The 13,163-nt window shown below is 55.3% G+C and carries 10 protein-coding genes; 9 read left to right on the top strand and 1 reads right to left on the bottom strand.

Going from position 1 to position 13,163, the window contains the following annotated elements; genetic code table 11:
* The first annotated feature begins 54 nt into the window (after positions 1-54).
* Positions 55-1,167, top strand: coding sequence for an MBL fold metallo-hydrolase (locus RB620_RS05055; protein WP_308092464.1), 1,113 nt, complete (start codon positions 55-57; stop codon positions 1,165-1,167).
* Positions 1,168-1,270: 103 nt separating this feature from the next.
* Here RB620_RS05055 and trpS read toward each other — a convergent pair whose 3' ends face one another.
* On the bottom strand, positions 1,271-2,260 hold the full coding sequence (gene trpS / locus RB620_RS05050; RefSeq protein ID WP_308092463.1) for a tryptophan--tRNA ligase: 990 nt from the start codon (positions 2,258-2,260) through the stop codon (positions 1,271-1,273).
* A 657-nt stretch (positions 2,261-2,917) separates the two neighbouring features.
* Between trpS and RB620_RS05045 the strand changes: the two genes are divergently transcribed.
* The 8 genes from RB620_RS05045 to RB620_RS05010 all read left to right on the top strand — a co-directional run bounded on the left by RB620_RS05045 (position 2,918) and on the right by RB620_RS05010 (position 13,134).
* Positions 2,918-5,125, top strand: coding sequence for a choice-of-anchor I family protein (locus RB620_RS05045; RefSeq protein ID WP_308092462.1), 2,208 nt, complete (start codon positions 2,918-2,920; stop codon positions 5,123-5,125).
* Positions 5,126-5,326: 201 nt separating this feature from the next.
* Positions 5,327-6,883, top strand: a complete 1,557-nt coding sequence (locus RB620_RS05040) for a spore germination protein (protein ID WP_308092461.1) — start codon at positions 5,327-5,329, stop codon at positions 6,881-6,883.
* Between the two features lie 20 nt (positions 6,884-6,903).
* Positions 6,904-8,100, top strand: a complete 1,197-nt coding sequence (locus RB620_RS05035) for a Ger(x)C family spore germination protein (protein ID WP_308092460.1) — start codon at positions 6,904-6,906, stop codon at positions 8,098-8,100.
* Between the two features lie 5 nt (positions 8,101-8,105).
* Positions 8,106-8,339 carry a hypothetical protein gene (locus tag RB620_RS05030; RefSeq protein WP_308092459.1) on the top strand — a complete coding sequence of 78 codons (234 nt, stop codon included), beginning with the start codon at positions 8,106-8,108 and terminating at the stop codon, positions 8,337-8,339.
* Positions 8,340-8,354: 15 nt separating this feature from the next.
* Positions 8,355-9,146 carry a GerAB/ArcD/ProY family transporter gene (locus RB620_RS05025; protein ID WP_308092457.1) on the top strand — a complete coding sequence of 264 codons (792 nt, stop codon included), beginning with the start codon at positions 8,355-8,357 and terminating at the stop codon, positions 9,144-9,146.
* Positions 9,139-10,233 carry a GerAB/ArcD/ProY family transporter gene (locus RB620_RS05020; protein WP_308092456.1) on the top strand — a complete coding sequence of 365 codons (1,095 nt, stop codon included), beginning with the start codon at positions 9,139-9,141 and terminating at the stop codon, positions 10,231-10,233. The genes RB620_RS05025 and RB620_RS05020 overlap by 8 nt, the downstream gene beginning before the upstream one ends.
* A gap of 137 nt (positions 10,234-10,370) precedes the next feature.
* Positions 10,371-11,789 carry an MATE family efflux transporter gene (locus RB620_RS05015; protein WP_374121360.1) on the top strand — a complete coding sequence of 473 codons (1,419 nt, stop codon included), beginning with the start codon at positions 10,371-10,373 and terminating at the stop codon, positions 11,787-11,789.
* An 868-nt stretch (positions 11,790-12,657) separates the two neighbouring features.
* Entirely contained in the window at positions 12,658-13,134 is a 477-nt protein-coding gene (locus RB620_RS05010) for a MarR family winged helix-turn-helix transcriptional regulator (RefSeq protein ID WP_308092455.1), read from the top strand.
* Positions 13,135-13,163 lie beyond the last annotated feature (29 nt).

The raw sequence follows: 13,163 nt of genomic DNA, 5'->3' as shown, positions 1-13,163 counted from the left end.
TTTTGCCTCGCGATATGGCTACGATAGTGGCAATAGATTGATGGAGGGAAATCCATGTTCGTCGCATTGATCGTTATCGGCATCATACTTGTGATCGCGGCAGCCGTACCTCTCGCGCAGCGCATCGTTCCCGCGTTTGGAGGACGGCTGACCCGGAGGGACAGTGAGCGGTACCGCTCGCTGCCGCATTATGACGGAGGGAAGTTCCGTTACCCCATAGAAACGAAAATGAACACGAGCTTCAAGGAGATGCTCCCGGTTGCATGGGAGTTTCTGAAAGGGAGCCCCAAGCGGAAGCCGTCATCTCCGATGCCGGTCGTCTCCTTGGGAAGAGAGGATCTGAAGCAGGGGGGAGGACCAAGAGCGATCTGGTTCGGCCATTCCGCCGCGCTTCTGCAATTGGACGGCTTAACGATCCTGTTCGACCCGATGTTCGGCAGTGCGCCGTCGCCGTTCCCCGCGATCGGCGGCAAGCGGTTCGGAGGCAAACTGCCGATGGCGCTCGCCGATTTGCCGAAGATCGACTACGTATTGATCTCGCATGACCATTACGACCATTTGGATTATCCTTCGATTATGGCGATGAAGTCGAAGGTGGGTCATTTTTTCGTCCCGCTCGGGGTCGGCTCGCACCTGAAGCGCTGGGGCGTGGATGAAGCGAGCATTTCCGAACTGGACTGGTGGGAGGAAAGGGAGGCTGGCGGACTGAAGCTTGCATGCGCGCCGGCCCGCCACTTCTCGGGCAGGGGCAGCTCTAACAGGGACAGTACGTTGTGGTGCTCTTGGGCCATTCGCGGCAGCGAAGCGAATGTTTTCTTCTGCGGAGATAGCGGCTACGGACCTCACTTTCGGGAGATCGGAGAACGGTTCGGCCCGTTCGACCTGACGATGATGGAATGCGGGCAGTACGATGAGAAGTGGGCGGCGATCCACATGCTGCCGGAGCAGACGGTACAAGCCCATGAGGACGTGAAGGGCGAGCTTCTGCTGCCGATCCATTGGGGCGGCTTCACATTGGCGCTGCACGATTGGGACGATCCGGCCATTCGAGTGACCAAGGAAGCGGAGCGGAGGGGCGTTCGCGTGACGACGCCGATGATCGGCGAAAGCGTTCCGCTCGCCGGCGGCGTTTACCCCAATCGGAGATGGTGGGAACGAGAAGGATGAAGAGAAAAGGGTTCGGTGCCGGAATATCCGGTGTCCGAACCCTTTTTTTGTAATCGTAAATTCGCGGCGAGCAATGGCTGCATATGCCGGCGGCTCTTGGAGCTTAGAGCGTCAGGAAACCCATCGCCTGCTTCGCGGCGCTCAGCGTCCGGTTCGCGACTTCCGCGGCGCGGTTCGCTCCGTCCTTCAGCATGCGGTCCAGCTCTTCGGAGTGGACGAGCTCGGCGTACTTCTGCTGGATCGGCTCAAGCTTCGCGACGACGACCTCGGCCAGCTCTTTCTTGAACGTGCCGTAACCTTGCCCTTCGAACCGCTTCTCGACATCCGGAATGGAAACGTCCGCGAAGACGGAATAGATTTCGATCAGGTTGCTGACGGCAGGCTTCGCGTCCCAATCGTACCGCACGCTCATGTCGGAGTCGGTCACGGCGCGGGAGAACTTCTTCCGAATGACGGCAGGATCGTCGAGCAGCAGGATATAGCTGCTTTGGTTCGGATTGCTTTTGCTCATCTTGCTGGACGGATCGTCGAGGCCCATGACGCGCGCGCCTACCTCCTGGATCATCGGCTCGGGCACCTTGAACGTCTCGCCGAACCGGTTGTTGAAGCGGGTCGCGAGGTCGCGTGTCAGCTCGAGATGCTGCTTCTGGTCGTCGCCGACCGGTACATGCGTCGCTTGGTAGAGCAGGATGTCCGCGGCCATTAGCGCCGGATACGTGAACAATGCGGAGCTGACGGTGTCTTTGCCGTCCGACTTATCCTTGAACTGCGTCATGCGGCTCAGCTCGCCGAAGTGCGCCTGCGTCTCCATCAACCAGCCGAGCTCCGCGTGGGCGGATACGTGGGACTGCATGAAGATCGCGTTTTTGTGCGGGTCAAGTCCGGCCGCGACGTACAGCGCCGCGATTTGGCGGGAGCGCTCGCGCAGCTCCTTGGGATCTTGGGGAACCGTGACGGCATGGAGATCGGGCACGAAGAAATAACATTCGCCTTCTTCCTGCATGGCTACGTATTGGCGCAGCGCGCCGATATAGCCGCCGATATTCAAATCGCCGCTGGGTTTGATGCCGGATAAGAAACGTTTGTTGGACATGGGGAACCCTCTTTTACGTTAATTTTTGGAACAAAAAAACGCTCCGCCCCCTATGAAAGGGACGAAGCGTGAACTCCGCGATACCACCCGAATTCGGCCTGATATGGCCGCTCTTTGCCATGAACCAAGGTGAAACGGCTAGCGCCTTCTATTGATGGCGCGGCGAGTTTCATTCCGAGAATTCTAAGCGAAATGGAAGATGCCAAACCGATGAATGCTTAGAATTGGAGCAAAACAGCGCGTGGCCGCTTGCGAGCTTTCGTTCAAGTCTCCCTCGGATAACGGGGGGAGCTGCCGTCAACGCCTACTGCCCGTCGGGGTTCGGGTTGAAGCGAGAGGATCCATTCCCTAAGTGCGTATGCGCCGGACCTTCCACCAACCGCCGGCTCGCTGCGAGCATCCGCTGCCAAGGTACTCTTTCCCCTCATAGCTGTAACCATATGAATAGGATGTCTTTTGAACATACACTTTAGGTGTAATTGTTCCTAAGCATAACGGTTATTCGGCAGGCAGTCAAGGGCGCGAGCATGCCGAAGGACAAGCCCTTTACAATAGATTAATCCAAATATTAACAATCTCAAAACAATCGCCCGATACACTTCAATTATTACAAGGAATGGGAGTGAACGACAGGTGAAGACGGCTGGCAAAAGGGTCTTGTCTACAGTTATAGCAACGCAACTGGCACTTGGCACGGTATGGGGAGGAAGCGCGGTTTTTGCGGATGGCGCAGAGGCAGACGGATTACAGTCCTATTACGCCATGAACAAAATCGGATCGTATTCCGTCGGCACGCATAACGAAGACGGCGGCGTCGCCGAGATCGTCAAGTTCAATAAGGAGAACGGCAAGTTCTATCTCGTGAACGGCTCCAGCAATCCGCCAAGCCTCGATATCGTCGAGCTCGGCTCCGGGGACGGCGAACTGAAGAAGGTCGGAACGGTGCTCGTGAAAGAGCTGGCCGAGACGAACGGGTTCAAGTTCGGCGATCTGACAAGCGTCGCGATCAGCAACGCGAACGATCTGGTTTACGTCGCGGTGCAAGAAGCGGATCCGCATAAAGCGGGCAAAATTTTGGCGTTAAGCTACGATGGCAAGCTGGTTCGCGAATATGCGGCGGGCATCCAGCCGGACATGATCATCGTCACGGAAGATGGCAAATACGTGCTGACGGCCGATGAAGCGGAGCATCGCACGGGCGTGAAGGGCCAAGATCCGAAGGGCAGCGTGACGATCGTGAATACGACGGACGGCAAAAGCGCGCAGGCGTACTTCGACAATCCGGCCGTCATCGCGGACGACGTTCATATTCGCGGCCAGGCGAACGCGGACGGAATCGTCGACGGCAAAGGGACGAAAGCCGACGCGAGCTTCGACTTCGAGCCGGAATACATCGCCTTGTCCTCGGATAACGGCACGGCATACGTGACGCTGCAAGAAAACAACGCGATCGCGACGGTCGATATCGCGAAGGGTGAAGTGACTTCCGTGAAGTCGCTGGGGCTGAAGGATTACAATGATCCGGCGAACGCGCTGGACATTCGCAAGGACGGCGAATTCAGCCTGGAGAACGTGCCGTTCTACGGCGTGTACATGCCGGACGGCCTCGCGTCCTATGAAGTCGGGGGCAAAACGTACCTGCTGACGGCCAACGAAGGCGACGCGACGGAGTGGCCGGATCGCGTCAATGCGAGCGAAGTCGGCGAACTGAAGGGTGCGCTCGACCCAGCGTCCGAAGCGTACAAGTTCCTGCAAGACACCGAGGATTTCGACGGCGTCGAGGTCATGACGGACAGAGGCAATGACGGCATTTACATGTACGGCGGCCGTTCCTTCTCGGTATGGGACGCGTCGACGATGGAGCAAGTCTACGACAGCGGCAGCGAGTTCGAAGAGATTACGGCGCTTGCGGTGCCGGATTTCTTCAATACGAGCAACAGCAAGGCGAGGTTCGACGACCGCAGCGGCAAGAAAGGTCCTGAGCCGGAAGAGATCAAGACGGGCATGATCGGCGACAGAACGTTCGCGTTCGTCGGCTTGGAACGCGTCGGCGGCATTATGATGTACGACGTGACGGATCCAACGGTGCCGGCTTTTGAAAGCTACGTCAATACGCGCGAATTCGCGGATGCCGAAGGCGAAGTCATCCTCGACACGGATACGGGTCCGGAAGGCATCGAGTTCATTCCGGCGGCGGATAGCCCGACGGGCAACCCGCTCTTGCTGGTAGCGTTCGAGGTCGGCGGCAAGGTCGGCATCTACGAGATTGTCGAGGAAGCCTTAGAAGAAGGCATATCTTTCAATGACATCGAGGGCAGCTATGCCGAGCAGGAAATTCTGGCGATGGCCGAAGCAGGACTGCTGCAAGGAACGGGCGACGGTAACTTCGAGCCGAAAAAAGGCATGAGCAGAGCGGACTTCACGCTGTTGCTGTCCCGCATTGCGGGCGTGGATTTGGAAGCGGGCGTCGACGCGATGAGCTTCACGGACGTGGAGCCTTCCGATTATTACGCGGCGGCAGTCGAGTGGGCGGCTTCCCTCGGCATCGTACAAGGCAAGGGCAATGGCGAGTTTCAGCCGAAAGCCGGTATTACCCGCGAGCAAATGGCGACGATGATCGTCCGGTTCGCGGCGGCGATGGAATTCGAGCTGCCGAAGCTGGCCGAGGCCGTCGCGTTCACCGACGCGGCATCGATCGGCGATTACGCGAAGGAAGCGGTAGCCGCTGCGCAGCAAGCCGGCATTCTGAGCGGCAAGCCGAACGCGAACGGCATTGGTGTAAGCTTCGATCCGCATGGCCAGGCGACGCGCGAGCAGACGGCAAAGATGATCGCCGGTTTCCTGGACATTTTGTTCCCGGAATAACCCAGCTATTAGGTTTGAATATTTTGAAATGACGAAAACCGCAGGCAACGCGCGAGAATCTAGCGCGGCCTGCGGTTATTTTTGTCGCGTAAGGGAAAAAACGGTCTAAACTTGTCGAGTCAAGGTCATACTGAGCTACTAATAAACCATTTCAGTGGGTTGGTGAGCGCGATGAACAATAAGGGCAATAGGAGGCGCCTCATGTCCGCTGGCAAGGGGAGTGCCGAGGAGGCTAAGGAAAAGCGACCGCTGCTGGCGGCTATACGACAAAACCTCGAAATCATAAAAAATGATCTCGGCAACAGCGGCGACATCATCTTCCGCGAGGTTTGGCTGGCCAGCGGAGAAGCGATAGCGGTCATCTATGTGGATTGTTTAGCGGACAAACAGGCCGTCTCCGATTTTATATTGGAACCGATGATATACGAAGCCCATTTGCCAGGAACGGATTCCGGCGGATCGCCGGTTTCTCCAGGGGATGCATTACGGTCTCTGAAGCGATACGTTCTGGCGACGGCCGAGACGAAGGAAGTAACGAACTTTGAAGAGTTATACAATGCGCTGTTATCCGGAGAAACGATTATTCTGGTTGACGGTCATCGGGCCGCGTTAACGGCAAGTACCCGGGGCTGGAGAGACCGCGGCGTCGCCGAGACGACGTCCGAATCCGTCGTGCGGGGACCGAAGGAAGCTTTTACGGAAACGCTGCGGACGAATACGGCCATGGTCCGGCGCAAGATCAAGGACCCTAATCTATGGCTGGAGTCATGGCAAATCGGCCGCGTTACCCAGACCGATGTCGCGGTCATGTACATTAAAGGCATCGCGAGCGACAAAGTGGTGGAGGAAGTTCGGACGCGTCTCGAACGCATCGATATCGACGGCATATTGGAGAGCGGATATATCGAAGAACTGATTCAGGACGAGACGTATACGCCGTTTCCGACGATCTACAACTCCGAACGGCCGGACGTGATCGCCGCCGAGCTGCTCGAAGGTAAAGTGGCCATTCTGGTGGACGGTACGCCATTCGTGCTGATCGTTCCGGCGTTGTTCGTTTCCTTCCTTCATTCTGCGGAAGATTATTATCACCGCGCGGATGTTAGTACGCTTGTCCGACTTCTTCGGTACCTAGGCGTATTTATCGCCTTATTCAGCCCTTCCTTGTATGTCGCCATCACGACGTACCATCAAGAGATGCTGCCGACGCAGCTGCTAATCAGCTTGGCGGCGCAGCGGGAAGGAGTACCGTTCCCTGCCTTCATTGAAGCCATGATGATGGAAGTGGCTTTCGAAATATTGCGGGAAGCGGGATTGCGCATGCCGCGTACGATCGGCCCAGCGGTATCGATTGTCGGTACGCTCGTCATCGGGCAAGCGGCCGTAGATGCGGGAATCGTATCCGCGGCGATGGTTATTGTCGTATCAACGACCGCGATTGCCAGCTTTGTATTTCCTTCCTACAGCATGGCCAATACGATCCGGATGCTGCGGTTTCCGCTGATGGGGCTTGCGGCGAGCTTCGGGCTGTTCGGTATCATCGTCGGCATATTTGCTCTTGTGCTGCATGTCAGCAGCCTGCGTACGTTCGGCGTTCCGTATATGAGTCCGTTCGCCCCAATGATCGTGGCCGACCAGAAAGACGCGATCATCCGAATGCCCCATTGGGCCATGTTCTCGCGTCCGCGGCTGATCAATCAAAACAACGTTAAACGGCAGCAAGATCCGAAGGCCGCGAAGCCTGGGCCCAAGAAATAACGCGGAAAGGAGAATCGGCGATGACAAGGAAAACAGCCATGTTCATGCTTCTATTGATTGTACTCCCCATCGCGACAGGCTGTTGGAACCGCCGCGAGCTCAACGATCTTGCGATCGTAGCGGGGCTTGGCATAGATATAGCGGATGGCAAATATCTCGTTACCGTTCAAGTCGTGGATCCCGGAGAAGTAGCGGCAGGGCAAGGGACCAGCGGTCGTTCGCCCGTTACGACGTTTCATGCGAAAGGAAATACGATATTCGAGGCGATCCGGAAGATGACGACGGTGACGCCGAGGAAGCTTTATTTCGCCCATCTTCGGATCATGGTGATTGGCGAGAAGCTTGCCAGGAAAGGCATAGGCGAGGCTCTGGATCTGTTGTCGCGCGACCAGGAGGGAAGAACCGATTTCTATATCGTGGTGGCGAAGGGAACGACCGCGCATAACATTGTAAATGTCCTAACCCCCATGGAGAAAATTCCGGCGACCAAGATGTATACGTCGCTGGAAGTTTCGGAGAAAGCGTGGGCGCCTTCGGTTTCCGTACAGCTCGACCAGCTCATAACGGCTATCGTGAGCCCGGGCATTCAGCCGGTCTTAACGGGCATTTCCATTCAAGGGAATGTGGCGAAAGGCAAGAAGCAGGCCAATGTGGATACGCCGGATACGGACACCCATCTGCAATATAAGGGCATTGCCGTATTCCGGGGGGATAAGCTGGTCGGGTGGCTGAACGAAGCGGAAAGCAAAGGCTACAGCAACATTACCGATCGGTTAACAAGCACGGTCATTGAAACGTCATGTCCGAAAGGAGGGAAATTAGGCATCGAAATCATTCGGTCGCAAGCGAAGATAAATGGCAAAGTGAAGGGCGGAAAACCGGAGGCGGAGGTTGTCATTTATACGGAAGCCAACGTAGCGGACGTGGAATGCAAGATTGACCTGACGAAGACCAATACGCTTTACGATCTGGAGAAAAAAACCGAACAAGTTTTGATCGCCCATAACGAACAAGCATTGAAAAAAGCGAAAAAACTGAAATGCGACATCTTTGGTTTCGGAGAAGCGGTGCACCGGGCGGATCCGGGATATTGGAAGGCTGCCAAAAACGATTGGGGCAAGATCTTTGCGGAGCTGCCGGTCCAGTTCCGGGTGGAAGTGAAAATTAGGCGAATCGGAACGGTAGGGGATTCCTTCCTCAATGATCTTAAGGAGTAGTAGCCATGGTTGCGATAGCGGGAATTATAGCAGCGGGCGCTCTCATTGCTTTAATTGAGGCGCCTTCTCTTTGGAAGAAGCGGCAAATCAAGGAGTTGTGGATATTTTCGCTGTTGCTGTTAACGGGGATCGGAATCGGCATTGCGCAAAGCTTGCATGTCACGGTCCCCAATCCGATTGATTGGATCAGCTACATCTATAGCCCGATCGGCCGGATGGTGGATAACGCTCTTAACTAAACAGGGGATGACAAAATGACGGTTAAAGAAAAAATCAACGGCAGACAGCTCGCCATCATCGCGGCGTACTTGACGCTTGGGGATTCCATGCTCATATTGCCACCCATTCCGGTCCATGAAGCGAAAAAGAATGCCTGGATCTCTTCGCTCCTCGGACTCGCCGCCGGTTTGCTCGTAATCTTACTGTTATGCGCCGTCGGCAAGCTGTATCCCCTGCTTACAATGGTGGAAATACAAGAGAAGCTTTTTGGCAAATGGCTCGGTATAGCCGTTTCGCTTTTTTTTCTCTTTTACCTGTTTTCTTCGGTGTCGGCCCACGTGAGGGAAATCGGCAATTTTATGACGACGCAGATGCTGCCGGAAACGCCGCTCCTCGCGCTCCTAATCTTGTACGGGGGCATTATCGTTCTGGCGGTGAGATTTGCGGCGAGAAACCTTTATGCCACCTTTGCGATGGCCAAAAAAATCGACATCGGGCAATTTCTGCAACGAATCGAAGTCATCTTGGCGTTCATGTGGCTGTTAACGACCTACTTTAAGACGGCCATTTATTTCTATGCGTTTCATGTCGCTTTCGCGCAAGTATTCAGGCTTCGCGATTATAAAGGGTTAACGCTGCCGTTCGGCATGTTGATGGTTTTTTATGCGATAATCGTTTCTCCAAATGTTGTTCACATCAATAATTTTGTGACCTTTTGGCCTTACTTCGATTTCACATTCAGCGTGGTCGTGCCATTGCTGCTGCTTGCCGCCTATGCGGTTAGGCGGGGCTTCGCGGGCAACAAGGGGGAATCCGGACATGGTTGACAAAGAGAAAATAAACGTACGCCAGTTCGGCTTATTCGTCGTCATATATTCCATAGGCACCCCGATCCTTATCGTTCCGGCGGGACTCACCTCCATTGCGAAGCAGGATGCCTGGATTGCAGCGACCATCGGAATCGGAATCGGACTGTTGCTCGTGAGCTTGTATCAGGCTGTCGGGAAACTCTTTCCCGAAAAATCATTGGTTGAAACGACAGAGCTGCTGCTGGGGAAGTGGATAGGCAATGCGGTCAGCTTCACTTTTGTTTTCTTTTGCCTAATCGCAGCGTCGGAGCTATTTTATTATGTCGGCAACTTCATGACTACGCAAATCATGTCGATTACGCCCATCCAATCCATCAACATTATATTTGCGGTTGTTGTGGTGATGGGCATCAAGCTTGGAATCGAAACGCTGGCCCGTTCCGCGGAGCTAATGTTCCCCATTTTTATCGTACTTTTTCTCATCCTGGTTGTGTTTGTGTCGCCCCAAATCGAAATTGAGCGCATCCAGCCCGTCCTGGAAACGAAGCTGAAAGATTTAACTTGGGCGACCATGTATTTCACGAGCAACTTTTCGTTAACGCAAATCGCGCTTCTTATGATTTTCCCTTCGTTCGTCGACCGGCCCGAAGCGGCAAGCAAAGCCTTCTATAAAGGAATGATAATCGGCGGAATCGTTCTAGTCGTAATCATTGCATTGTGCATCTTGGTTCTTGGCGCCGATACGACCGCAAGGCAGACCTTTCCCAGCTATGCGCTCGCCAAAAAAATCAATGTCGGCCAGTTCCTTCAACGCATAGAGATCGTGATGGCTATTATGTGGTTTATTACGATTTATTATAGGCTGTGCATCTATTTCCATGGCGCCGCCATGGGTCTTGCGCATGTCTTGAAGCTGAAGGATTACAAGTTTCTCGTACTCCCGCTCGGCATGATCGTGGTCTCTCTGTCGCTGATTGTTCACCCTAATACGCTGCACATGGAAGAATATACGCAACACGCGTGGCTGCCTTATGTCATGACCTACGGTTTGTTTCTTCCGCTGTTATTGCTGGTCGTACATGCCATTCGCAAGAAGCGGCAATAGCATTTGAAGAGTTTTTGAACAAGCTGAAATAAAACTTTCGTTAACCCGCTATTTGACAGGTGCCAAAGGCTGGATTCTGTGCTACGATACGTGTTGCATATAGACAGATAGAGAAGACACGGAGCGAAGGTGATGGAATGGAAGGGCATGCTGGATCGGCATCGAATGAGAAGGGCGGCGGAGAGCGGGCTAAGGACTTGAAGCTGTTTTATTTGACATGGCCGATTTTTCTGGAAGTGGCCTTGTTCATGATGATGGGGATCGCGGATACGTTCATGCTGAGCGAGATTTCCGACAATGCCGTCTCGGGCGTCGGGGCGTCCAATCATTATTTGCATATCGCGATTCTGCTGCTGGAGGTCATCGGCAACGGGGCGTCCATCGTCGTGGCGCAATACATCGGCTCGCGAAAGTTCTTCGAAGCGGCGAAGATATCGGCGCTGGCGGTCACGCTGAACCTGCTCTTCGGCGTCGTGCTGAGCGTCGGGTTTGTAGCCTTTAACGGCTTCCTGCTTAGCTCGCTGAACCTGCAGGGCGAAGTCTACGAATACGCGAAAAGTTATCTGTCGATCGTCGGCGGCGCGATTTTCCTTCAAGCGATCATCAACTCGTTGGCCGCGATCATTCGGGTGCACGGCTTCACGAAGGAAGCGATGTACGTGTCGCTGGGCATGAACGTCATTCATATTATCGGTAACTACGCGCTGATCTTCGGCAACTTCGGCATGCCGGCGCTCGGCGTCGAAGGCGCGGCGATCTCCACGATCGCGAGCCGGCTCATCGCGGTGGGCGTCTTCTTCTGGCTGCTGTACCGGATCATGGAGGTCCGGATCGCGTTCAGCTATTATTTGAACCTGTCCAAGGAGTACGTGGGCAAAATATTAAAAATCGGCATCCCCTCCGCGCTGGAGCAGGTGATGTACCATAGCTGCCAGATCGTGTTCCTGTCTTACACGACCTATCTGGGGGATGCGGCGCTGGCGGCGAAGCAATACGCGTCGAATATTTCGATGCTGATCTACCTGTTCGCGTTCGCGGTCGGCATCGGCACGTCCATCATGGTCGGCCGGCTCGTCGGGGCCGCGCGGCCGGACGACGCGTACCGCCGAGTGTGGATGAGCGTAAGGTCCGCAAGCATCGGCACGCTGCTCGTGCTGGTTGTCGTCATCGCGTTCCGCGAGCCGCTCGTCGGGTTCTTCACGGACGATCCGGAGGTGCTGCGTCTCGGCGCCCAAGTGCTGCTGTACGCCTTGATCCTGGAGACGGGACGCACGATCAACATCATCATCGTCAACTCGCTGCGCGCTTCCGGCGACGCCAAGTATCCGCTCTGGATCGGCATGTTCTCGATGGTCGGCATGAGCTTGCCGCTCGGCTACGTATTTGTCTTCCATCTCGGCATGGGACTGCCGGGCATCTGGCTGGCGATCGCTGCCGACGAATGGCTCCGCGCGATCATCTTCTACTTCCGCTGGCGCAGCCGCAAGTGGGAGAAACACGCGCTCGTCACGCCGGACGCGCCGGTGGACGCGAACGCCGCGGCGGCTCAGGTGTAGGCTTCACGCGTTGCGCTTTAGCGGCGGGAGGCGAGGTGGCCGCCTAGCGGCTAGCGCAGGCCGGCTCCGGCGGCGGGATGGCGCGATGCGCGCTAGCCTCTAGCGCCAGCCTGCCCGGCGGCGGGACGGCGCGATGCGCGCTAGCCTCTAGCGCCGGCCGGCTCCGGCGTGGCCCGCATAACGTGCTGGCGCTTAGCGAAGCCCTGTGGGACCGCTTTGCCGAATGGCCGGTGTGGCCTTACTCGGCTGTAGCCAACCTCGGCGATCGATTGGCCGGTTAGGGGCGTTAGATGGAATTTCTCCATCTAATTTCATTGGAGCACCTATCATGTAGGTTTAACGGGATATACTCCCTCTAATTCGGAGATAATGGCCAAAGTGGGCTCATTCGTCCGGCATTAGAGGGAGTTTTTCCAACTAAAGAGACTTTGACGGGGATAAGGGTGCAATTAGTAGGACTTTTTCCGGTTACTACGTTGGATTTGATCGTATGAACTCCGACTAACTTAGATTTCTTCGCCAGCAAGATGGGTTGGAGTCGCCAATCTGTGCTGCAATGCTTCTTTGTTCGTACTCGTGCCACATGCCATACTTAACAGGCTTGCGTCTTTTTCCGCATACTGACCTTTAAGGGTTACTTACGCCTTGTGCCACAAGTTGCCCGCGACGCCATACTACGCAGCTCCCGACGCCGTACCGAGTTGCCCGCGGCGCCATACTACGCTGCATGTACGCGGTTTGCACGTTAACTGTTGCGTTCTGTTTCCGTAAACGTGAACATTGGGTTTACTTAAGTGTTGACATCGGTTCGATCTTCTGTTATCTTTAATTTAAGATAATACAATTTGAAGGAAAGGGGCGAGCGAAAATGAGTGGCGACAGCGAACGGCAATCGAAAGCGGAAGCCGCGAAATCGAACGTCACCCTGGATCTCTACATCGCGCTCTCGCGAGCCAGCCAGTGGGTCAATGCCCACGCGGACCGGGATATCCGGCGGCACGGCTTGAACCGTACCGAATTCGGCGTTCTGGAACTGCTGTACCATAGAGGTCCGCAGCCTTTGCAGCAGATTGGCGGCAAGGTGCTCATGAGCAGCGGCAACATCACATACGTGATCGACAAGCTGGAGAAGAAAGGGCTTTGCCGGAGACGCGCTTCGAAGGAAGACAGGCGCCTGATCTACGGCGAAATTACGGAAGAAGGCAGCAAATTCATAGAAGAGGTATTTCCCGAGCATACTACCTGTATCGAAGAAGCCACCGGCGGTTTGACCGACGAGGAGAAGGAACAGGTCAGCGTTTTGCTTAAGAAGTTAGGCAAGTTTGCCCAGCAGTCCTACAAGTAGCCATGAAGGCGTGAAGGGACTGCTTTCCA

The sequence above is a fragment of the Paenibacillus sp. LHD-117 genome (assembly GCF_030929555.1).
Taxonomy (GTDB): domain Bacteria; phylum Bacillota; class Bacilli; order Paenibacillales; family Paenibacillaceae; genus Pristimantibacillus.
The sequence above is the reverse complement of the archived record's forward strand: the minus strand, read 5'-3'. Positions and strand labels throughout refer to the sequence as shown.

What these genes read in the sequence shown, in the direction of transcription:
- RB620_RS05055 (WP_308092464.1), top strand. Translation starts at nt 55, where the DNA reads ATGTTCGTCGCATTGATCGTTATCGGCATCATACTTGTGATCGCGGCA.
- trpS (WP_308092463.1), bottom strand. Translation starts at nt 2,260, where the DNA reads ATGTCCAACAAACGTTTCTTATCCGGCATCAAACCCAGCGGCGATTTG.
- RB620_RS05040 (WP_308092461.1), top strand. Translation starts at nt 5,327, where the DNA reads ATGTCCGCTGGCAAGGGGAGTGCCGAGGAGGCTAAGGAAAAGCGACCG.
- RB620_RS05035 (WP_308092460.1), top strand. Translation starts at nt 6,904, where the DNA reads ATGACAAGGAAAACAGCCATGTTCATGCTTCTATTGATTGTACTCCCC.
- RB620_RS05030 (WP_308092459.1), top strand. Translation starts at nt 8,106, where the DNA reads ATGGTTGCGATAGCGGGAATTATAGCAGCGGGCGCTCTCATTGCTTTA.
- RB620_RS05025 (WP_308092457.1), top strand. Translation starts at nt 8,355, where the DNA reads ATGACGGTTAAAGAAAAAATCAACGGCAGACAGCTCGCCATCATCGCG.
- RB620_RS05020 (WP_308092456.1), top strand. Translation starts at nt 9,139, where the DNA reads ATGGTTGACAAAGAGAAAATAAACGTACGCCAGTTCGGCTTATTCGTC.
- RB620_RS05015 (WP_374121360.1), top strand. Translation starts at nt 10,371, where the DNA reads ATGGAAGGGCATGCTGGATCGGCATCGAATGAGAAGGGCGGCGGAGAG.
- RB620_RS05010 (WP_308092455.1), top strand. Translation starts at nt 12,658, where the DNA reads ATGAGTGGCGACAGCGAACGGCAATCGAAAGCGGAAGCCGCGAAATCG.